Here is a 22,965-nt window from a genome sequence, read left to right on the forward strand (position 1 = left end):
AAAACGCTCAAATTCTATTCTTGCTATGCGGCTGCTTTTGCCGCATAGTAAACCGTCAAAAAATCACTTTTTCTATATTAATCTTCAGCTTTAGAGGAATGCACCGTGCGTTTAAAAATCGCGAAAGAAAGCTTACTGAATGTTCTCTCACATGTCGTAGGAGCGGTTGAACGTCGCCATACCTTGAATATCCTGTCTAATCTGAAAATTCAGGTGACCGCACAAGCATTGACCGTAACCGGTTCGGATCTGGAGGTTGAGCTGGTGGCGAGTACGGCGCTGGCTGAAGGTGCCTGTCTGCAGGAAGGTGAGACCACAGTTCCTGCACGTAAACTGATTGATATCTGTAAGTCACTTCCTTCAGCGGCATTGATCGATTTGCATATTACTGAAGACCAGCGCTGCATTCTTAAATCAGGTAACAGCCGTTTTGTACTGGGTACCTTGCCTGCTGATGATTATCCATTACTAAATACTGAAAACACGCAAGGCACGCAAGTGACAGTGACACAGCGTGAACTGAAACGCCTGTTTGAAAAAACTGCTTTTGCCATGGCGGTTCAGGATGTGCGTTTTTACCTGACCGGTACCTTGCTGGAAATTGATGCCAATCAGCTTCGTGCAGTAACTACCGATGGCCACCGTCTGGCATTGTGTGAAACGACAGCACAATCTACGGCAACCCAGCCGATTCAGGCGATTGTGCCACGTAAAGCCGTTGCAGAATTACAGCGTCTGCTGAGCGTTGAAGATGAGCAATTATCTTTATTGATTGGTCGTGAACTGCTCAATGTGACCATTACCATGCCAAGCCGTGACAAGGAACAGGCGGATATTACCGTACGTTTCACGACTAAACTGATTGATGGTAAGTTCCCGGACTACCGCCGTGTAATTCCACGTGGTGGCGACAAAGTGGTGATGATCGCACATGACGTGTTCAAGCAGTCTTTGCAACGTGTGGCGATTTTAAGTAATGAAAAACTTCGCGGTGTGTTTCTGAACTTCAATGCCGATTCCTTGCAGCTTCGCGCCAATAACCCGGAGCAGGATGAAGCAATTGAAGACCTGGCAATTCAATATCCAGATTCCCCGCTAGAAATGTCATTTAATGCGCAGTATCTAATTGAAGTGCTCGGTGTACTGGATGGCGATGATGTGTCGATGACCATGACTGAAGCGAACCAGTCTGTTTTGGTACAGGACCCGGCACATACAGATCAAGTCTATGTTGTCATGCCGATGCGTGTTTAAGCCGCGGCTTTTTGATACTCAGATAAGCTATGCATATTACGCGTTTACATATTGAGCGTGTACGGAATTTAAAGACGGTTGCTCTCCACGGATTGCAGCCGTTTAATGTTTTTTATGGCCAAAATGGTTCAGGTAAAACCTCGATTTTAGAGGCGATTCATTTACTGGCTGCCGGGCGTTCCTTCCGTACCCATATTCCCAAAAATTATATCCAGCATGGCGCACAAGATGCGATTGTGTTTGCACAGTCTACGACTGAAAAAATTGGCATGCAAAAAATGGCTGGCGGGGAACAGTTGATTAAGGTCAATGGTGATCTGGTCGCGACTCAGGGTCAGCTGGCCAAACTGCTACCCTTGCAGCTGATTGATCCGCAAAGTACCGATATTATTGATCATGGTGCCAAACCACGGCGTCAATTGCTGGACTGGTTGATGTTCCACGTGGAACCGGAATTTTATCATGCCTGGCAATATTATTCGCGTGCGCTGAAACAGCGGAACAGCCTGCTCAAAAGCAAACGCTTTCTCAGTCTTTCCGATCTGGAACCGTGGAACCAGATGCTGAGTGAATATGGAGAAATCCTGCATTCGCAGCGTGTCGGGATCGTAGAACAATGGAAGCCATTTTTTGAAGATGATCTGAAACAGTTGTTACCTGACGTACAGGTCAGTCTGGAATACAGTCCAGGCTTCCATAGTGAAAGCGGTCTGTTGAATGACCTGACCAATCATCATGAAAAAGACTGCGAGCGACGCTATACCGAATATGGTCCACATCGCGCAGATTTGCGTTTAAAGACCCCGATGGGGGACGCAGATGTAATCCTGTCGCGCGGGCAGAAAAAGCTGCTGATGATCGCATTAAAACTGTCGCAAATCGCAATGCTACATTCTTGTAATAAGGAAACTGTGGTATTATTAGATGATGTGACAGCAGAATTAGATTTAACCGCACAACAACGTTTAATTGAGCGATTGAGCCAACTTGGTAGTCAAGTTTTTATTACCACCTTAGACCATGAAGCAGTACAGAAGCACTTACATGATTTGTCTATCTCATATCAGTTATTCAGTGTTGAAAACGGTACTGTTCAAGTTGTGCAATAATATTTTTTGAGTTTTACCCATCTTTGGATAGACCTATTTTTCACTAGGGAGAAACCATGAGTTCAGAAGATCAAGCTGCTTCTCAAACAGAACAAACCATTGAAAAGGCTTATGATTCCTCTAGCATCAAGGTATTACGTGGTTTAGACGCAGTCCGTAAGCGTCCGGGCATGTATATTGGTGACACAGACGATGGTACGGGCCTGCACCACATGGTGTTCGAAGTAGTCGACAACTCGATTGACGAAGCCTTGGCGGGCCACTGTGATGAAATTATAGTCACCATCCATGAAGATGAATCGGTTTCAGTTTCTGATAATGGCCGTGGTATTCCGACCGATATTCACCCTGAAGAAGGGGTGTCTGCAGCAGAAGTAATTTTAACGATTCTGCATGCCGGTGGTAAGTTCGATGATAACAGTTATAAGGTCTCTGGCGGTCTGCATGGTGTGGGTGTTTCCGTAGTCAACGCACTGTCTGAAAAATTACTACTGAATATCAGCCGTGCCGGAAAAACCTATGAACAAGAATACCGTCATGGTGATCCTGTTTATAAATTACGCGAAACAGGCACTACAGATCAATCGGGTACTACCGTTCGTTTCTGGCCAAGTGCAGAAACCTTTAGCCAGACCATTTTCAATGTTGATATTTTGGCACGTCGTTTGCGTGAACTGTCATTCCTGAATGCTGGCGTACGCATTGTGCTTCGCGATGAGCGCGTGAATCTTGAAAATGTTTATGACTATGAGGGTGGCCTGTCCGAATTCGTTAAATATATTAACGAAGGCAAAACTCACCTGAATGATATTTTCCATTTCACCACACAGGCTGAAAATGGCATTGGTGTGGAAGTGGCGTTGCAGTGGAATGATTCTTATCAGGAAAACGTGCGCTGCTTTACCAATAACATCCCGCAAAAGGATGGCGGTACGCATTTGGCTGGTTTCCGTGCTGCTTTGACCCGTGGTTTAAATAACTACATGGACAGCGAAAATATCCTGAAAAAGGAAAAAGTGGTAGTCTCGGGTGATGATGCGCGTGAAGGCCTGACTGCCATTGTGTCAGTCAAAGTACCTGATCCAAAATTCTCTTCACAAACCAAAGAAAAACTGGTGTCAAGTGAAGTGAAGACTGCGGTTGAACAGGCCATGAATAAGTCATTCTCTGAGTACTTGCTGGAAAATCCACAAGCAGCGAAAGCTATTGCCGGTAAGATTATTGATGCAGCGCGTGCCCGTGATGCAGCACGTAAAGCGCGTGAAATGACACGTCGTAAGAGTGCGCTGGATATTGCCGGTCTTCCAGGTAAACTGGCCGATTGTCAGGAAAAAGATCCGGCACTGTCGGAACTGTATCTGGTCGAGGGTGATTCTGCAGGTGGTTCAGCCAAGCAGGGTCGTAACCGTAAGATGCAGGCGATTTTACCGTTGAAAGGTAAGATTTTGAACGTAGAGCGTGCCCGTTTTGACCGGATGATTTCATCTGCTGAAGTCGGTACCCTCATTACTGCGCTCGGCTGTGGCATTGGCCGTGAAGAATATAATCCGGACAAGCTGCGTTATCACAAAATCATCATCATGACCGATGCTGACGTGGATGGTTCGCACATCCGTACGCTGCTCTTGACCTTCTTCTTCCGTCAAATGCCGGAACTGGTCGAGCGGGGTCATATCTATATCGCGCAGCCACCATTGTATAAGCTGAAAAAAGGCAAGCAGGAACAGTACATCAAGGACAATGATGCACTGGAAACTTACCTGATCTCCAATGCGATTGATGAGCTGGAACTGCATATTAGCGCAGAGGCTCCCGCGATTCGTGGTGAAGCTTTGGCACAAGTCATTGCAGATTATCAAACCTCGCAAAAGAGTTTGGCGCGTTTAACTGTACGCTATCCTGCAACGGTACTTGATGGCTTGCTTGCTCTTGATGCGTTCAAACTTGATCAAGCCAATGATTTGGATTATGTGGAAACTTGGGCTAAGCAAATGCGCAACCATGTTGAGAATATGCAACCAAGTTTGCGGCCTGAACTCAGCATTGAAACCTTTGAAAAAGAAGATGCTGAAGGTAATAAATCAAATACCTATTTACCACGTATCACGATTTATATTCATAACTTACCGCATTCTTATTTGCTGGATGCAAACTTGTTGGGTTCAAGTGAATACGCACGTTTGTTGAAAAACTCGAAGAGTTGGTTCACCTTGCTTGAAGAAGGGGCTTACCTGCAAAAAGGCGAGCGTAAAATCCCTGTTTCAAGCTTCCATCAGGTGTGGCAAAACATCTTGGCTGACTCACGTCGTGGCATGATGATCCAGCGTTATAAAGGTCTGGGCGAGATGAATGCAGAGCAGTTGTGGGAAACTACCATGGATCCAGACAATCGTAATATGCTGCAAGTGACAGTCACAGATGCGATTGAGGCGGACCGTATGTTCTCTTGCTTGATGGGCGATGACGTAGAACCACGTCGTGCCTTCATTGAAGAAAATGCCTTGAATGCTGACATTGATGCCTGATCCTTCAGGATAAAATCAAACATAAAAAAGCGCCTTTCGAGGCGCTTTTTTTAGATCAATTTTTTACTCATATCCTGTGGACTAGGCAGAATAGAGTAAATATGGACAGATTTTTAGATATCGAACTGGTTCATTTTAGTTTTAAAAAGCCGGATTGAGTGAGCCAGTTGGATTCTAGGAAAGGGGTTAGGTATAGATCCACCAGCTTGGAGGAAGACAGGAAGTTTGGAATGAGTATCTCATTATAAAAATGAACTGCATCAGAAATTTAAAGAGAATTTTTTGAATAATAAGGTGAGGGAGAAAGACGCTATTTATGCGATGAGGAGTATCTATACAGTCCAAAATGTTGGGTGAACACTGTATCGGTCAAAATGGAATTAAAGGAATATATACAATAAGGGCTGTTCAAACGCTTAGTAGGGAATTGGCTAAAAATAAAAAATAGCTTGTTCAAAAAAATCCAATATCCCAAAAGAAATGAAAAATTGCTGAATATAAATTTTTATATTTTCAATAACTTGTAAAAAATTTGGTATAAGAAGTTAAATAATACGTGAATGGTATTGCTTTAAGCGTGTAGTAAGCCTGATTAAATATGTGGATAACTCTGAAGTTATCCACGATTTTTATGTGAATAAGATAGTATTTTACGATGAGTTTTAATTCACTTCTTAATTCTTTTTTTAAATTCAAAGTTAAACTTTATGGTCTTGTGGGTAAGTGTTTTTAAATTTAAAATAGCACTTTAAATTTAAAAATGGATTTGGCGAGATATTCGTAGAGTGTCCAGACTATTTTCTATATGGGTTTTAAAATAATAAATTATTATAAATTATATACTTGTGTATATAGTGTAGTTTCTCTAACCATTGGCGTGGAACATATTTTTTAATCAAAACTCAGGGTGTAGTTAAACTACATAGTTAATTTAATAATCAAGTGAACTTTCATTTTTATTTAAAATCATAATATTATCGATCTTTGCTTAATTTTTTCTTTTTCCTCTTAGGGCTTATTTTTGACTTCATTAGTGAAAATCGAACATCTCTTTCGTTTCTGGATAGAAAAGAGGGAGGGGATTGCTGAAGTGTGATGAGGAGGAGTAGAAAAAAGAGGAGTGATAAAATAACTATAAAAATAAAAAAAAGCGCCTGACGGCGCTTTCCTTTAATCATCTTTATGGCGTCAGGATGACTTTACGGCAATCTTCTTCCCGTTTATCAAAGATACGATAACCTTCAGCTGCATCTTCCAGTTTCATGCGATGGGTAATGATTACATCAGGAGAAAGATCCCCATTTTCAATATATTCTAATAACTGCGGCAGATACTTATGCACATGAGTTTGTCCCATTTTAAAGGTCAAACCTTTGTCGAAGGCATCGCCGAACAGGAAGCCATGAATTGGGCCGGCATAAACTCCCGGTACACTGACTACGCCGCCACGACGGACTGCCGCAATACATTGTCTCAGGGCAGAGCCACTCGAACCTTCTAGTTTCAGATTGGTCATTACAGTTTCCAGAACGCTACCTTTGGCTTCAAAACCAACAGCATCAATGACTGCATCAACCCCACGATAACCTGCGGTATTTTGAATAATAAACTCAGCAGCATCGACTTCATCAAAATTGACCGGAATCGCCCCATAAGTTTGATGAGCAAATCGCAAGCGGTAAGGATGGTGATCGACCATGAAGATCTGTTCAGCACCGAGCATCCGTGCACAGGCAGCAGCAAGTAGACCCACTGGTCCAGCTCCATAAATGGCGACACTGGAACCTCGACCAACTTGGGCATTGGTGACCGCCTGCCAGGCAGTCGGCAGAATATCGGTCAGGAACAATACTTTTTCATCCGGCAAGGAGCCGGGTACCTTAAACGGGCCCACATTGCCTTTGGGAATTCGTACATATTCGGCTTGACCACCTGGCACACCACCATACAGGTGGCTATATCCAAACAATGCTGCACCGGGTGGAATCTGCTTTTTATTCAGGATGGCACCACGGCCTGTATTGGTATTCTCACAGGCAGCCATGAGTTCATGCTCACAGAAAAAACAGTGTCCGCATGCAATCACAAACGGAATAATAACCCGGTCACCTTTTTTTACTGAAGTGACTTCAGGACCGACTTCTTCAACCACCCCCATAAATTCATGACCAAAAATATCCCCTTGTTCGGTTGCTGGAATTTTCCCCCGATAAAGATGCAGATCTGAGCCACAGATGGCAGTGGCCGTTACTCTAAGGATGACATCATCTGCTTCCTGAATGACTGGATCAGGAACGGATTCAACTCGTACATCGCGAGTACCGTGATAAGTAAGAGCACGCATGCGGATTTCCTCTCTAGTTCAACATTAAACAGACTTGAATTTAAGGCTGCCAAAAATTAAAAGTACTTGTATTAGAGCCTTAGGAGGTAAACTGGCGCTGTAAATTAATGTATGAAAAAAGCCACTCAACTGTTTAAAAAATAAACTTATATAAGAGTTGCGTAATTCGCATACAAAATGTGTCAATTAATCAATAAAGAGGAAACTTGAAAGCACGGGGGAATAAAATGGGTAAAAAAATATTGAAACTAGACTATTCAAATAAAAAAAGAGACGAGTAACGATTGTTACCCATCTCTCAGCTAATGAATGGGATAGAAACAGCTTTAGAAGGATTGTTCCAGATTTTCCAGTTCCATCATCAGTTCCAGCATCTGTTCTTCGGCTGTTTCCAGCTTGGTTTTCAGCTCGGTTTGCTCATTCATCAATTTCAGTAAGTCGTTTTTACGTGATGCTTCATATAAAGCGCTGTCACCGAGTAAGGTTTCAATTTCAGCCAGGCGCGGTTGAAGCTTTGCAATCTGTGCTTCGCATTTTTCAATATTTTTACGAATCGGACGGCTGAGTTCCCGCTGGCGCGCAGCTTCTTTACGTTGAGCTTCTTTATCCAGTTTGGAAATAGTCGGTTTGACTTCAACCTGAGATTTTACCGGTTCGGCCGGCTTTTGCCCGTTTTTGATCATCTCGCTCCGGGCCTGGCGTAACCAGTCCGCATAAGCAGCGAGATCACCGTCAAATTCACGGCATTGACCATTATGAACCAGTAACAGTTCATCACAGACACTGGCAATCAGCTGGCGTTCATGCGAAACCAGTACCACGGCACCCTGGAAATCTTGCAAGGCCATGGTCAGTGCATGACGCATATCCAGATCTAAGTGGTTGGTTGGCTCATCCAGAATCAGTACATTGGGACGCTGCCAGACAATCAGTGCCAAGGCCAGACGTGCGCGCTCACCGCCCGAGAAGCTTTCACTTGGCGTATCCATACGTTCGCCACTAAACCCAAAACTACCCAGGAAAGAACGCAGGCTGGCTTCACTGATTTTTTTATCGGCAATACGTGCCAGCTGTAACATTGGGCTGGCATTGCCATCCAGTGCGTCCATCTGATGCTGGGCAAAATAACCGATATTGAGCAATTCTGAATCTTTACGCAGACCTTGAATCAGTTTTAAGTCACCGACCAGTGATTTGATCAGCGTGGATTTACCGGCGCCATTCATCCCGAGCAAACCGATCCGGCTGTTTGGCGTGATCTGTAAATTTACATTGGTCACAATCAGCTTGTCACCATAACCGATATCGGCATGTTCCAGTTGCAATAATGGCGAACTCATTTTGGTCGGTTCACGGAAACTGAAAGTAAATGGTGTATCGACATGCGCAGCAGACAGCTCCTGCATACGTTCCAGTTGCTTGATCCGGCTCTGGGCCTGTTTGGCTTTGGTCGCTTGCGCTTTGAACCGGTCAATATATTTTTGCAGATGCGCACGAGTTTCTAGCTGCTTTTCATAAGCCTGCTGCTGCTGCGCCAGACGTTCACTGCGGGTACGCTCGAAAGTCGAGTAGTTGCCGGTATATAAAGTCAGTTCCTGATTTTCGATATGTAAAATATGATCGGTAATCGCATCGAGGAAATCCCGGTCATGCGAAATCAGTACCAGGGTGCCTTCATAAGCCTTGAGCCAGTCTTCGAGCCAGAGAATCGCATCCAGGTCCAGATGGTTGGTCGGTTCATCAAGAAGCAGTAAGTCTGACCGGCTCATCAGGGTACGCGCCAGATTCAGGCGCATACGCCAGCCACCAGAAAAACTTGAAACATCCAGTTGTGATTGGTGTTCAAAGAAGCCCAGACCAGCCATCAGCTGCGAGGCTTTGGCAGGAGCCGAATAACCTGAAATTTCATCAAAACGGCCATATAAATGGGCCAGTTCTGCATCATCAAGTTGATCCGGTTGATCGAGTTTCTGCTGAATCTCCCAGTATTCTTCATCGCCCGACAACACGAAATCAATGGCTTTCATATCCAGGGCTTTAATTTCCTGAGCCATATGCGCCACAGTCCATACCGCAGGTCGGGTCAGTGAACCACTGTCCGATTCCATACCACCGAGCAAGGCTGAAAACAGGGTCGATTTCCCGGCACCATTGACACCGGTTAGGCCAATTTTCCATCCTGGGTGTAACTGCATCGACGCTTTTTGAAATAAAACACGTCCACCGCGACGTATAGATAACTGGTCTAACTGAATCATTGAGAAATCAAGGCTAAGCAATAAGATGTGCCTATTCTAAAGGAAAGCCCCAGGAAAATGAAAAATCTTGCAGTTTTTACTGAAATGAAAGGTTTTGACCTCTGTTCCCCACTAGGAGGTAAACGCTCAAGTTGAGTAAAAACTCTATTTTTACTGTGAGTAGTCGTTTATAGTTCATATGGTTAGAACAATAAGTACGATAGAGTCAAATAAAAATGAAAAAGGGATATTTAATTTTGTCTGCGCTGGGTCTGTTGGTGTCGACTTCGAGTCAAGCCAGCGTGAATGTCTGTGTTTTCGATTTGCTGGGAAAATCGGGTGAGTCCTATAAGTTACTGGAGGAATGGGCACTGGCAGCAAAAAGCTGGGGGACGCAGGTCCAGTTGAGCGCCTATCAGGATGAAGCCAAGGTAGATCAGGATGTCAAAGCTGGAAAGTGTGATGCTTTTTATATGACCTCCATGCGCTCCCGGGCCTATAACAAATTTGCTGGATCAATTGATGCGATTGGTGGCGTGCCGAATAATGACATTGCCATGAAAGCTATCAGTTATGTACTGGATAAACGCAACAGCAAACGCCTGATGACCCAAATTGGCAAGGAAAAATTTGAAGTCGCAGGTATCGGCCAGATTGGTCCGGCTTATATTTTTGTTCGTGATCGCGGACTGAATAAACTGGAACAGGTCAAAGGCAAGAAATTTGCCGTATTGCATTATGACTATGCACAAAAGATCATGGTGAACCGGATTGAAGCGGTACCGGTAATGTCGGAAATTTCCAATTTTATCCGTAAGTTCAATCAGGGTGAAGTCGATATTGTGGCTGCACCGGCCTATGCTTTTAAACCGCTGGAGCTAGAAAAAGGCTTAGGTTCTAGAGGTGCCATGATCAATTTTCCGGTAGTGAATGTCACTGCAGACCTGATTATTCGACCAGATAAGTTCCCAGCAAGCTTTGCAGCGCAATCCCGAAGCTGGTTTGTCAGACAGTTACCGCGCAGCTTTGCCATGGTCAAGCGCATGGAAGCTGAAATTCCAAGCAAATATATTCTGAATCTCAGCCGTGAAGACCGTGTGGCTTATCAAAAGATTTTGCGTGAGGGCCGAATCGATTTAACCAAGCAGGGGATTTATGATTCAGGCATGATGACTGTGTTGAAGCGTGCGCGTTGTACGGTAGAAAGAACCAATTTTGAGTGTTCAATTAGTGGTGAATAAAACTGTAATCATGTATATCTTTGTAACTATGATGAGCTAAATGTAATTATAAGCAAGCAGTATTTAAATTTAAATTACTGATAATTAACAATATATTTAAAAGTGGCTTGGGCAGCTTAAATGAATTTATCTTTAGAGGCCAAAATGCGGCTTTTGAATGGAGTAAATGCTCTATTTTTTTTAATTAAACTTGCTTAATATTTGTTCCGTGTACGGACACTCAGCAAATAACAAGATTTCAAAGGATCACTACAATGAAAAAAACACTCTTATCATTGGCTGCATTTTCTGCATTTGGTTTTGCAAGTGTGGCACATGCAGAAAAAGTCGATATCTGTGTGTTTGACTTACTGGGTAAATCCGGTGAGTCTTTCCAGATGGCGCAAGAATGGGCACTGGCTGCAAAAGGCTGGGGCGCAGACATCAATCTGATTGCGCGTCAGGATGAAGCGGTTGCTGACAATGACTTTAAGGCAGGCAAATGTGATGGCGTATTTATGACTGCCATGCGTGCCCGTCAATATAACAAGTTTGCCGGTTCCATCGATGCCTTGGGTGGTGCACCGAATAATGCCATCGCCCAGCGTGCCATCAGTTTTGCCTTGGATAAACGTAATGCAGGCAAAATGGTGACCAATATGGGCGGCAAAAAATATGAAATCGCCGGTATTTCTCCGCTGGGTTCGGCATTTATTTTTGTTCGTGATAAAAATATCAATTCGATTGAAAAAGCCGCAGGTAAAAAATTCGCAGTACTTGGCTACGACGATGCCCAGAAAATCATGGTACAGCGTGTCGGTGCGCAGGCAGTAATTTCCGATGTTTCCAACTTTGTGGCCAAATTTAATAATGGTCAGGTAGATATGGTCGGTGCACCTGCCTATGCTTATAAGCCGCTGGAAATCTACAAGGGCTTGGGTAATAACGGCGCGATGTTTAATTTCCCGGTGCTGCATGTGACTTCTGATTTTGTGATCCGTCCGGAAAAATTCCCGGCAGGTTTTGGGCAAAAATCGCGTGACTGGTTTATCAAAAACCTGCCAAAGAGCATGGGAATGATCAGCCGTCTGGAAGCAGGTATTCCGTCAAAGTATAAAATGAATCTGAGTGCTGAAGATAAAACCAAGTATCAGAAAATGTTACGTGATGGCCGGATGGATATGACCAAACGCGGAATCTATGATGCTAGCATGATGTCGGTATTAAAACGTGCGCGCTGTTCTGTCGATAAAGCCAACTTTGAATGTTCACTTTCTGGCGAATAATTTGATTTTTAAAGAAAAAAGCTTAGAGTCATCTAAGCTTTTTTTATGGATGCCTCGGTCAGATCTGCCATTGTGCAGCGAATAAAATAGCTTAAGCTTGATCTAAATATTAAATTCACATGTTTTATATAAAAAACAGTCACATGTGACTAAAACTGCAATAACAAAAACAAGCAATAAGGAAATGAGGATGATGCATAGAGGATGGAAAGCACTGGCATTGGCTACGGCGACACTGGCTGTTTCAGGTCTGGCCCAAGCCAAACAGGTGATTTGCGTATTTGATCTGGTCGGTAAAAACGGTGATGTCTATAGTGTGATGAAAGACTATCAGTTGGCGGCCAAAAACTGGGGTGCAGATGTCGAACTGCGAGTAAATACCAATGAAGCCGTAGTTGCAGAAGATTTTAAAGCTGGAAAATGTGACGGGATCAGTGTGACCGGTATGCGTGGCCGTCAATTTAACAAGTTCACCGGTTCTCTGGATGCAATCGGGGCTATCACTGATCTGAATCTGGCGGTTAAAGTCATGCAGGGCCTGGCCAGTCCCACCTTCGCCAAACAAATGCTGCAAGGTAAATATGAAATTGTCGGCGTGATTCCGGTGGGGGATGCTTATCTGCTGGTGAATGACCGCAGTATCAATACTGTTGCCAAAGCAGCCGGCAAGAAAATTGCGGTACTGAGCCATGACGAAGCACAAAAAATCATGGTACAGCAGGTCGGTGCACAAGCGGTGAGTGCCGAAATCAGCAATTTTGCCAGTATGTTTAACAATGGTCAGGTGGATATTATCGGTGCACCAGCTGCAGCATTTAAGCCTTTAGAATTACATAAGGGGTTAGGTAGTAAAGGTGCGATTGTGAATTATCCGGTGTTGCAGGTTACCGGTAATATTATTATCCGTCCCGATAAATTCCCGGCCGGATACGGACAAAAATCACGTGAATGGGTTAAGAGCCAGTTACCGCGTGCCTTTGGTATTTTGGGGAAAATGAAATCAGATATTCCATCAAAATACTGGATGGATATTCCTGCGGCAGATAAACCGGGTTATCAAAAAATGATGCGGGATTCCCGAATTGACCTGACTAAACGCGGCGTTTATGACAAACGTATGATGAAACTGCTGTGGCAATTCCGTTGCAAACAGAATCCGACAAATTTTGAATGTGCCTTACAGGATGAGAACTACAAATAATCCTGATAAAATTACTCTGATTTGACTTTTAATCTGTAGAGACTGACCATATATTGAGTGTGTTATACTTAAATATGGTCTTTTCTTTCTAAAGACATTCCATTCAACAGAGGAATCCGCCATGAATGCCCAAGCGCTTGTGCTCACCGACAATGCCGCAAATAAAGTACGCCAGTTGCGTGACAGTGAAGGTAACCAAGACTTAATGCTCCGTGTTTATGTCACCGGTGGCGGCTGTTCAGGTTTCTCTTATGGCTTTAACTTTGCAGAAAGCCAGAATGAAGATGATGCAGAATTTGCCAATGGTGATGTTAAAGTCCTGGTCGATTCACTGAGTTATCAGTATCTGGTCGGTTCAGTTGTGGATTATTTAGAAGGTCTGGAAGGTTCACGTTTCGTAGTACAAAACCCGAATGCTACTACCACCTGTGGTTGTGGATCTTCATTCTCGATCTAAATCCATGCACAAAAAAAAGTCCTCTTAATGAGGACTTTTTTATATCTGGATAAAGTTTAGCTATCCAGTTTAACCGCTTCAAGCAGGTCAAAGATTACGGTAGTAACATCCTGACTCAACTCGCGGTTATTAAAAATTTCATAGGCGCTAATGGTAATGTCGGTATCGCTTGGTAACAGACGCTGTTCTTCTTCAATCAGGTCATTGATCGGTAATAAAGTCTGTTTGATTGCCAGATGCAGAATATCTTTGTATTCCAGATTTTCATCGTCGAGTTCAATCAGTTGTTCATTGAAATAAGGCAATAAAATCGAATGAAGATAGGGTTGGATGTCCTCGATATCAAAGATTTCGATATCACGGGTTTCATCAATCGTACTAATGTGGTCATTTACTTCAATTAAAATATGGTAGTAACTCACACGAATCTCCAAAGATGGCCTGAACAATGTAGCCGTTCACAATAACATGAAATCAGAATGGAGTCTTTTTTATAATACTTATACACTTAAATTAACTAGGGGATTCAGACTAATTAACTAACGGTTATATAGCAGGGTTTTATCTGCAGGGCGTAGCTGGAAGTGTTGCAGATTCTGTTTGCCCAGTACAGGATACATCAGCGCTTCGGGGTCATTATGGTGATACAGCCCCAAGGCATGTCCGAGTTCATGTGCCAGAGTTAGGCGGAGGTCATCTTTTGCATCAAACTGATAAACCTGAATTTGATCACCCATAAAAACACCCTTATGAAATTCGCGGGCAGGAAAACGCTGTTGAGCCTGAATGATATTCTGCTGATGGTTCTGGAGGCCATGCTGATGCATGGAAACATTCATATTAAAGGAACTTTGCTGTTCCTGCAGGTACTGAAGTTCCCGTTGAAAAGTTGCCGATTTACGCTGTAAAGCCAAGACTTCATATTCAATCTGTTCGCGTTCATATGCGGATAAATCTGACTGCTGACGGCGGTGCTGTAAGGCTTGAAATTCACTATTGATCTGGTTTTTTTGCTGAATGAGGCGTTGCTGCTGACTTTCCAGATGTTGATAGGAGGCTTGCAGATTTTTGACCTGACGCTGATACCTGGCATCATCTGCCAGTAACTGTTTTTCAATTTTCTTTAAGGCATTGTAGTCTTGCTGGCGTTGATCATAGATCAGGCGAATACTTAGTCTGGCATTTTCATCATATACCAGCAGATCATCACGATTTGTACCCTGATGCCAGATCTCGACTGCTTCCTTGCTCAGCTGAATGACCTGATCTTTACTCATTCCAAAGCCTGAATCGACCTGATCAATGCGAAAACGTAAGCGGGTGTCGAAAGGATGCGTCAAGCGATCAGCCAGTGAGTTATAGCGCAGTTGTGGATGGGTTTTGGTCTGCATATGTAGATAGGCAGACACGATCAATCCCATAATGAACAGGCAGAGCAAGAGACGCATATTTTTATTTAAATGTTTATTTTTTAAAAATATAACTTAATTTTAATACTTTTCCCATGCCTATTTGCTTTGCTGCTCCGCTTTTGGGTAAAGCCCTAATTCGCCTAGAGCCTGCTGTAGAATTTCAAGGCGAATGGCTGGATTCATATTGGTTTGCATTTGCATATTCAGGGAAAATGCCACGATTTCCCCCTGAGGGGTTTCGACCCACCCGGTCAGCCAGCCGACTTGCGGTTCTACATCCATGCCCCAACCGGATTTAGCATACAGGCGATAAGCTTGCCGTTCCTGTAAAAGTAACATGGCTTTAACTTGCTGCTGGACTTGAGGATCAAAGGCAAGTTCTCCTCGAGCAAGAGCAGAGACAAATTCGACTTCCTGTTTCGGACTAATTTTTAGAGGCCCGACCAGCCAGAAGTTATCGACCTGCTGCCCAATCTGCTGATTGCCGAACCGGATGCGTTGCACTTCCTGCTGCATCAATTCCAGACCGATACGGCGTGCCAGTTCCTGATAGACCGGTACCGCAGAAGCTTGCATGGCCTCGCCGAGCGTCATATCTTTTTCCCAGGTGGCAAAACTGCGTTTCTTGCCATCCCATTTAAAGATTTCATTGGCTGTGGCTTTGCCATGTTGCAAGCCAATCAGGGCATTCACTATTTTAAAGGTTGAAGCAGGAACATATTCGGTATCTGCTCGGCTCAAATCATTGCCATAGACCTGTAACTGTTGACCACGCTGAATCACTAGAACGCCAGAGCTTTGTGCTTGATCAAATAAGCTGGCGATGGCTTGGGTGGATTGAGTCAAAGTGCTTTGAGATGGGGAAGATGAAACGGGCAGGCTACATGCTGTCAGGCCCAAGCAACTCAGTAAAGGCAGCAAAATCAGAATTTTCATGGGTTCAAGGTATTTTAATGATTGATTTAACTTAAACAGCTTTTCCTGAAAATACGATCAAATTTTAGTAATTTTTATTTTATTCCCTCAATTCGAGACATAAAAAACCGCGCTTTCGCGCGGTTTTTTCAGTTAAAGCGACAAATTATTTTTTGTCATCTTTCACTTCAGTGAACTCAGCATCTACAACGCCGTCATCCGCTTTTTGAGCTTGGCCTTCGCCACCTTGGAATGCATTCGGGTCGAAACCTTGTGCACCGCCTTGGCCTTGTGCTGCTTCATATGCACGTTGTGTGATCGGCATGATGATGTTTTGCAATGCTTCAGTTTTAGACTTAATCACTTCAGCGTCATTTTCTTTAGTTGAAGCTTCAAGTTCAGAAACCGCAGTTTCAACCGCAGTTTTCTCGTCCGCAGTCACTTGTTCACCAAGATCTTTCACTGCTTTTTGAGCAGAAGCAATTAATGCATCAGCTTCGTTACGTGCTTTTGCAAGCTCTTCAAACTTACGGTCTTCTTCAGCATTCGCTTCAGCATCTTTGATCATCGCTTCAATTTCAGCATCACTCAAACCGGAGTTTGCTTTAATTTGAATAGATTGCTCTTTACCTGTGCTCTTATCTTTCGCAGATACTTTCAAGATACCATCAGCATTGATGTCGAACGATACTTCAATTTGTGGCACACCACGTGGAGCCGGTGGAATATCGCCTAATTGGAAGTTACCCAACAATTTGTTTTGTTGAGCCATTTTACGTTCACCTTGGTAAACCGAAATGTCTACTGCAGGCTGGTTGTCAGCAGCTGTAGAGAACACTTGTGATTTTTTCGCCGGAATTGTAGTGTTTTTCTCGATAATTGGAGTTAACACACCACCCATTGTTTCAATACCAAGAGTCAATGGAGTTACGTCAAGAAGAAGTACGTCAGTTTTATCACCAGACAATACTGCACCTTGAATTGCTGCACCAATCGCTACTGCTTCGTCAGGGTTTACGTCTTTACGTGGCTCTTTACCAAAGAATTCCTGAACTTTTTGTTGTACCAGTGGCATACGTGATTGACCACCGACCAAAATCACATCAGAAATATCAGAAGTCGAAAGACCTGCATCTTTAAGTGCAGTCTTACATGGTTCAATCGTACGTGCTACCAGATCAGCCACCAAACCTTCAAGTTTTGCACGGGTAACGTTAATCACCAAATGTTTAGGACCAGTTGCATCCGCGGTAATGTATGGAAGGTTGATTTCAGTTGCATTAGAAGATGAAAGTTCGATCTTCGCTTTCTCAGCAGCTTCTTTCAAACGTTGTAACGCTAAAGGATCTTGCTTCAAGTTGAAGTTCTGTTCTTTCTTGAACTCTTCAACCAGGTACTCGATTAACGCGTTATCGAAGTCTTCACCACCCAGGAATGTATCACCGTTGGTAGATAACACTTCAATTTGCTGGTCGCCATCAAGGTCTGCAATTTCAATGATTGATACGTCAAAAGTACCACCACCCAAGTCGTAAACTGCGATTTTACGATCGCCTTCTTTCTTGTCCATACCGAACGCAAGTGCCGCAGCAGTTGGTTCGTTGATGATACGTTTAACTTCTAGACCAGCAATTCGGCCTGCATCTTTGGTAGCCTGACGCTGTGCATCGTTGAAGTAAGCAGGGACAGTAATGACTGCTTCAGTCACTGTCTCGCCCAGGTAATCTTCAGCAGTTTTCTTCATCTTTTTCAAGATTTCAGCAGAAACCTGTTGTGGCGCAAGTTTTTTGTCGTTGACCTCAACCCAGGCATCACCATTATCCGCTTTGATGATCTTATAAGGTACCAGACCGATATCTTTTTGTACCGCTTGGTCTTCATAACGACGACCGATCAAACGTTTGATCGCGAATAGTGTATTTTTCGGATTAGTTACTGCCTGACGCTTTGCAGATTGACCCACAAGAATCTCGCCATCTTTATAGGCAATAATAGATGGCGTAGTACGTGTGCCTTCAGCATTTTCGATTACTTTAACTTTGTCGCCTTCAAGTACTGCAACACATGAGTTGGTAGTACCTAAGTCAATACCAATAATTTTAGCCATTTGGATGTTTCCTCAAAAATTTTCTTGTGATTTCCACTTGTTATCTGATATGAGAGTCATTCATTTTTTTTCAAGTAACATTTTTGAAAAAAATGTACAAACTCCCTAATTTATTCAGCTTAAGCGCCAACCATCACCATTGCAGGACGCAATAAGCGACTGTTTAACGTATAGCCTTTCTGCAAAACACTACCAATTTCATTGGCCTTAGCATTTGCATCGATGCCTACGGCCTGATGAAGCTCAGCATTAAATCCGTTACTGGTATCTACAACCACAACACCAAATTTTTCCAGTGTAGTGAGTAATGATTTCAAGGTAAGTTTGACGCCCTCAAGCAAAGGAGATTCTTCTTCATTCGCAGCATTAATTGCGCGCTCAAGATTATCAACCGTATCCAAAAGCTCTTTGGCGAATTTTTCTAATACTGTATCTTTATGTTTTTCAGATTCACGCTGAATACGTTCCACGCTTTTCTGTGCTTCATAGACTGCATTGGCCGTACGTGCTTTCTCTAGCTTTAAGTCACCTTCAAGCTGCGCAATCTGTTCTTGTAAAGACTCAACAGAAACTTCTGCCTGCTCGGATTCAGCTTGAGTTTGCGCTATATCTTTTTCCGCTTGCTCTTGCTCAAATTCTTGAGCTTGCTCATTTTGCTCAGTCGCCATTGATTTACTCCGTTTGAATGGGTTCTTAAACATGTACAGTCTACAGTCCTTGGCCCTTAGTGTTCATCGTATTAAGATGGAACTGCCAAGGTTGAAATAGTCAATTACCTTAAGAAATCGGGGCAGGGTATAAAAATTCAAGCATAAGTCCAGATAAATTTTATGATTTATGCAAAATCCCGAATACAGGAAGGAGAAGATTTTATAATTAGGAAAAAAATACAGCGGAAAAATCTTAAAAAAACAGCTAGTCTTTAGGTGCCTAAGTCCAGTATCCTGATGTAAATATGTTGTATTTATTAGAATATAAAAAAGAAAAATCCACTAAATATTAAAATGAAAATAATAATAATCGTATTTTTAAATTAAAATGGCAGTCTTGATTTATTTTAAGTCACTATAAAAAAGTAACCTTGCACTTTTGCTTATCCTAGTGGCCTTAATTAGAAAAATACACTAAACCAGCCTCATAATCTCCTGTTTTTAATTTGCTTTTTTCGGCTACACCTCTCCCAAAAACTCAGCTTTTTTAGCTGCTTATTTATTAGACACAAAAGCGATTAATATTTAACTAATAAAGTATTACACAAAAAATAAGCAACTCGGTATGATTCATTTTAGATTCTATCGCTGTAGTTTCTTCTTATTTTGAATGTGTTTTCGTGGCTTATCCTATTCTCTAGATAAGCCTTTTTTTTGCCCGATATTTTCTCGCATTCAAATAAAAAGCCCGATCCGGGCTTTTAGTGAATACAATGACAGATCTTAATCACGACGATCGCGTGAACGTTGCTCCTGATGGCGTCGGTTATCATTCCAGCGTGGATTGGAACGATTTTGCTGGACTTTCTTTGTGCGCTGATCTGTGGCACGTTTACGATCCAGCTCCTGACGACGCTTATTACGATCTGCTTCTGCCTGTTTTTGCCGTTGCGTCATCAGATTTTTACGCTGCTGTTCCTGGCGTTGCCGTTCTAGCTGGTTTTTACGTCGATCCTGATCTAACTGGTTTTTACGTCGATCCTGATCTAACTGTCTTTTGCGATCCTGTTCCCAATTACGACGCTGTAATTCCTGTTTACGTCGATCCTGCTCAATACGTTTGCGCTGCTGTTCATATTCCCAGCGTTGCCGGTCATAGCGACGATCCTGTTCATAACCACGGTCATAACGCTGATCATAGCGACCGTCATAATAGCCGCCATCTTCAGGAAATGCGACGCAGCCTACAGCTAAAAATGCAGTCGCCAAAGACAAAGCTATAATTTTAATAGCCATAGGCATTCTCCCGATTTTTAATAAAAAATATACTTAATCATGCAAAATTACGTCAAAAATAACCTTTAACCGGTCAATGACATCTTCTATAAATGAGGATAACGTATCGGGTAAAAGCTATCTGTACATAGATATTAAGACTTCTATAAGAAAACGGTCACTGAAACGCTAATCGTGTAGAAACTATGAAGAATTAAGAGAATAAGGACTAAAAGTAATGACAGTGAATCATCCGGTTCTGCAACGTTTGATGGAAAAAGGACAGGGAACTGCAGCCCGTATGCTGGATCGCTTACCCGGTATGGCCCAGGAGGCAGTAGTGAAGGCTTTGGATTATCCTCATGTCTATCCTGATTTAGACCCTTTGGTAAAATGCCTGATGGCCATCCAGATCAAACAGGGGCACAGCAGTTTTATCAGTAAAGATGTTGTACATTCACGTGCCCTGTTTGACGCACGCATGAAAGCCATCCGGGCCAGACCGACCGCGGTCAAATTTGTCGAAGAGCTCCGCCTTCCTCTACAGAGTGGCAGTATTTTTGCACGACATTATCATCCTGCACCGCAAAAGAAGTTACCGATGGTAATTTTTTATCATGGCGGTGCCTTTATGGTCGGCGGTCTGGATACTCACGATGAATTTTGTCGCTTGCTGGCAGTGCATGCCAAAGTTCAGGTATTAAGTGTAGCCTATCCGCTGACGCCAGAATTTAGCCCCTTGCAGATGGTACAGGTGTGTGAAGATGCCTTGGCGTGGGCACATCAGCATAGCAAGCAACTGAAAGTCTATAAAAACCGTATTGCCGTGGCAGGGGATAGTGCCGGCGGAAATCTGGCAGCTGTGGTAGCGCAGCGCAGCGCAGGAAAATCTTATGCCGCACGGGCACAACTTCTGCTTTATCCTGCGGTTGACTTCAAAAGTCGCCATCCATCTTTTTATGCCTATAAAGATGGACTGGTACTTTCAGAGCAGGATATTGATCTGGTGACCTTCATGTATGCCCAAACCCATCAGATTGAACTGGATGACCCACTGATTTCGCCGACCTATGGCGAGCTGAAAAACTTGCCGCCAAGTTATGTGATTACAGCACGTCATGATGTCCTGCATGATGAGGGTTCAATCTATGCACACAAGTTGCGTCAGAATGGTGTAGCTGTTCATTATGATGAATATACCGATCAGGCCCATGGTTTTATCAATCTGACGCCGATTTCCCGTCGTGCCAAAAAATATGTGATTGAGATCAGTAAGAACTTCCGCAAATTTTGGGACAAAAACAGTTAAGCCGAAAGCATGAAGAAAAAGGTGTTTCTTATGAAACACCTTTTTTATATTTATAGCTAAATTTAAATGCAGGTTATGGCTTGTTACTGATCTGTGCTTCAGGAAAGATCAGATTAAATTGGGGGACATAAAAGCTTTGCAGCAATTTGGCTTTGGAAAAATCTGGAAATATATCCTCAGCATCTTGCCACTCTACTTGTGAAAGTGTGGAGAGGTGTCCACGAAACTGGGGACTAAACTGAAAACGTTGACCTTTCCAGGCCTGCTGAATCTTGAGCATAGATGCTGGAATATGGTGACTATTAATATAAAATTGACGTGCAGATTTGGTTTTCTTCAACCGAATCGTCATCTGCTGGTTCTGATGCTGAATCTGACACAGAATTTCCTGATCCTTTTCTTGCCATTTAAATTGTGCATATTGTTTGGGAATGCCCCATAAATGCTGACCATGTATGACAGATTCATGGGTAGACACATAAATTTTAGGAATCGAGCTGAGACGCCGTTTACTAATTAAAGGATGATCCAGAATTAGTAACTCATCATAGGGACCAATCGGTGAAGTTTGATAGCGTACCAGCATCACTTGAACCATACGACCCAGCGGAGAGGGCGCGATCCGGAACTGTTTTGCTTGTTCAATGAAGCTGGGGGTCAGCCAATAGTTCAGAATAAAACCTTCACCCTGCAAGCGCCAAGGTGGAAACTGATGGATATTTTGCTCCTGTAATAATGCATGTTTCATTCTTATTCTCTTGTCTTTAGTCGGCAGGTCACTGCAATATAAATCATAAAAGATTAATATATAGTCATTCACAACCATTACTTCTAAGTAGATGAGTTAATAAATGTTAAAGAAATCATTATGTGTGATCGCGCTTGCCGCGACCAGTCTGCCAAGCTTTGCTGCAAATACGATTATTGAGATGAATACTTCAATGGGAAATATTGAAATTGAACTCTTTAATGATAAAGCCCCCATCTCGGCAAAAAATTTTGAAAATTATGTAAAGAGCAACTTTTATAAGGACACCATTTTTCACCGGGTCATTCCTGGCTTTATGGTTCAGGGTGGTGGCTTTGATGTGAACATGCAGGAAAAAGCCAATACCAAAGCACCGATTAAAAACGAATCGTCAAATGGTCTGCATAACAAGCGTGGCACTTTAGCCATGGCACGTACCAATCAGCCGGATTCTGCCCGCGCACAATTCTTTGTAAACCTGGTCGATAATGATTTTCTGGATCGTTCTGCTAGAAATGCCGGCTATGCGGTATTTGGTAAGGTCACTAAAGGTATGGATATCGTCGATCAGATTGCTAAAGTACCCACTAGAAACTATGGAATGCATCAAAATGTGCCAGTAAACCCTGTAAAAATCACCAGTGTGACGATTAAAGCACCAGTTGTGAAAAACTAGGCATAGAATAAAACAGAAATATTTAATTTATATTTCTGTTTTAAAAATATGTACTTATGTAATTATTTGCATAAAATTGAACCAATTTGGTGCATAAAAATAAAACACTCGTGATTCTTGTGCGTTAAAAGCGCTTGCACGTGTAAGAAATTGCCCTATAATGAGCACATACCGACGAGATAGACGAAAACGAACGAAGCAGATTGCTGAGTTGTTAAGTATATCGAAGTCCAGCTTCTA

At 42.9% G+C, this 22,965-nt stretch carries 18 protein-coding genes; 9 read left to right on the plus strand and 9 right to left on the minus strand.

What is annotated here, in order from left to right; translation table 11 throughout:
* The first annotated feature begins 105 nt into the window (after positions 1 to 105).
* The 3 genes from dnaN to gyrB are packed head-to-tail and all read left to right on the plus strand — an operon-like array spanning position 106 to position 4,888.
* Positions 106 to 1,254 carry a DNA polymerase III subunit beta gene (gene dnaN, locus H9629_RS13575; protein WP_191731284.1) on the plus strand — a complete coding sequence of 383 codons (1,149 nt, stop codon included), beginning with the start codon at positions 106 to 108 and terminating at the stop codon, positions 1,252 to 1,254.
* A 29-nt stretch (positions 1,255 to 1,283) separates the two neighbouring features.
* Positions 1,284 to 2,363, plus strand: a complete 1,080-nt coding sequence (recF, locus tag H9629_RS13580; RefSeq protein ID WP_064095258.1) for a DNA replication/repair protein RecF — start codon at positions 1,284 to 1,286, stop codon at positions 2,361 to 2,363.
* 56 nt (positions 2,364 to 2,419) lie between these two features.
* Positions 2,420 to 4,888 carry a DNA topoisomerase (ATP-hydrolyzing) subunit B gene (gene gyrB / locus H9629_RS13585; protein ID WP_191731285.1) on the plus strand — a complete coding sequence of 823 codons (2,469 nt, stop codon included), beginning with the start codon at positions 2,420 to 2,422 and terminating at the stop codon, positions 4,886 to 4,888.
* Positions 4,889 to 6,068: 1,180 nt separating this feature from the next.
* Here the strand turns inward: gyrB and H9629_RS13590 are convergent.
* Both H9629_RS13590 and H9629_RS13595 read right to left on the minus strand, forming a co-directional pair.
* On the minus strand, positions 6,069 to 7,232 hold the full coding sequence (locus tag H9629_RS13590; protein WP_191731286.1) for a zinc-dependent alcohol dehydrogenase: 1,164 nt from the start codon (positions 7,230 to 7,232) through the stop codon (positions 6,069 to 6,071).
* A gap of 326 nt (positions 7,233 to 7,558) precedes the next feature.
* Positions 7,559 to 9,490, minus strand: coding sequence for an ATP-binding cassette domain-containing protein (locus H9629_RS13595; protein WP_191731287.1), 1,932 nt, complete (start codon positions 9,488 to 9,490; stop codon positions 7,559 to 7,561).
* A 215-nt stretch (positions 9,491 to 9,705) separates the two neighbouring features.
* On the opposite strand from H9629_RS13595, the gene H9629_RS13600 reads away from it, so the two are divergent.
* The 4 genes from H9629_RS13600 (at position 9,706) to erpA (ending at position 13,633) form a co-directional block, all read left to right on the plus strand.
* Positions 9,706 to 10,710 (plus strand): putative solute-binding protein, encoded by a 1,005-nt coding sequence (locus tag H9629_RS13600; RefSeq protein ID WP_191731288.1) that lies wholly within the window; start codon positions 9,706 to 9,708, stop codon positions 10,708 to 10,710.
* A gap of 254 nt (positions 10,711 to 10,964) precedes the next feature.
* On the plus strand, positions 10,965 to 11,975 hold the full coding sequence (locus tag H9629_RS13605) for a putative solute-binding protein (protein ID WP_064095253.1): 1,011 nt from the start codon (positions 10,965 to 10,967) through the stop codon (positions 11,973 to 11,975).
* A 193-nt stretch (positions 11,976 to 12,168) separates the two neighbouring features.
* Positions 12,169 to 13,176: a putative solute-binding protein gene (locus H9629_RS13610; protein WP_064095279.1), complete on the plus strand. Its 1,008-nt coding sequence runs from the start codon at positions 12,169 to 12,171 to the stop codon at positions 13,174 to 13,176.
* Between the two features lie 121 nt (positions 13,177 to 13,297).
* Positions 13,298 to 13,633: an iron-sulfur cluster insertion protein ErpA gene (gene erpA / locus H9629_RS13615; protein ID WP_004281944.1), complete on the plus strand. Its 336-nt coding sequence runs from the start codon at positions 13,298 to 13,300 to the stop codon at positions 13,631 to 13,633.
* Between the two features lie 56 nt (positions 13,634 to 13,689).
* Here erpA and H9629_RS13620 read toward each other — a convergent pair whose 3' ends face one another.
* The 6 genes from H9629_RS13620 to H9629_RS13645 form a co-directional block, all read right to left on the minus strand.
* A complete protein-coding gene (locus tag H9629_RS13620) occupies positions 13,690 to 14,067 on the minus strand; it encodes a hypothetical protein (RefSeq protein WP_171254913.1) in 378 nt (125 codons plus the stop codon).
* Between the two features lie 105 nt (positions 14,068 to 14,172).
* Complete coding sequence (locus H9629_RS13625) at positions 14,173 to 15,081, minus strand: matrixin family metalloprotease (protein WP_191731289.1); 909 nt, start codon at positions 15,079 to 15,081, stop codon at positions 14,173 to 14,175.
* A gap of 60 nt (positions 15,082 to 15,141) precedes the next feature.
* The gene (gene blaOXA / locus H9629_RS13630) at positions 15,142 to 15,981 is read right to left on the minus strand and encodes an OXA-134 family carbapenem-hydrolyzing class D beta-lactamase (RefSeq protein ID WP_129717326.1); all 840 of its coding nucleotides are present in this window, start codon (positions 15,979 to 15,981) and stop codon (positions 15,142 to 15,144) included.
* 145 nt (positions 15,982 to 16,126) lie between these two features.
* The gene (gene dnaK, locus H9629_RS13635; protein WP_064095249.1) at positions 16,127 to 18,067 is read right to left on the minus strand and encodes a molecular chaperone DnaK; all 1,941 of its coding nucleotides are present in this window, start codon (positions 18,065 to 18,067) and stop codon (positions 16,127 to 16,129) included.
* A gap of 119 nt (positions 18,068 to 18,186) precedes the next feature.
* Positions 18,187 to 18,735, minus strand: a complete 549-nt coding sequence (gene grpE / locus H9629_RS13640) for a nucleotide exchange factor GrpE (RefSeq protein WP_144724938.1) — start codon at positions 18,733 to 18,735, stop codon at positions 18,187 to 18,189.
* Positions 18,736 to 19,500: 765 nt separating this feature from the next.
* Positions 19,501 to 20,013 carry a hypothetical protein gene (locus H9629_RS13645; protein WP_191731290.1) on the minus strand — a complete coding sequence of 171 codons (513 nt, stop codon included), beginning with the start codon at positions 20,011 to 20,013 and terminating at the stop codon, positions 19,501 to 19,503.
* Between the two features lie 217 nt (positions 20,014 to 20,230).
* Between H9629_RS13645 and H9629_RS13650 the strand changes: the two genes are divergently transcribed.
* Positions 20,231 to 21,301, plus strand: a complete 1,071-nt coding sequence (locus H9629_RS13650) for an alpha/beta hydrolase (protein ID WP_191731291.1) — start codon at positions 20,231 to 20,233, stop codon at positions 21,299 to 21,301.
* A 73-nt stretch (positions 21,302 to 21,374) separates the two neighbouring features.
* On the opposite strand, the gene H9629_RS13655 is transcribed toward H9629_RS13650, so the two are convergent.
* Complete coding sequence (locus tag H9629_RS13655) at positions 21,375 to 22,049, minus strand: acetoacetate decarboxylase family protein (protein ID WP_064095245.1); 675 nt, start codon at positions 22,047 to 22,049, stop codon at positions 21,375 to 21,377.
* A gap of 103 nt (positions 22,050 to 22,152) precedes the next feature.
* Here H9629_RS13655 and H9629_RS13660 point away from each other — a divergent pair, with 103 nt between their 5' ends.
* On the plus strand, positions 22,153 to 22,725 hold the full coding sequence (locus tag H9629_RS13660; RefSeq protein ID WP_064095244.1) for a peptidylprolyl isomerase: 573 nt from the start codon (positions 22,153 to 22,155) through the stop codon (positions 22,723 to 22,725).
* Positions 22,726 to 22,965: the final 240 nt, after the last annotated feature.

Source organism: Acinetobacter pecorum (assembly GCF_014837015.1).
Lineage (GTDB): Bacteria > Pseudomonadota > Gammaproteobacteria > Pseudomonadales > Moraxellaceae > Acinetobacter > Acinetobacter pecorum.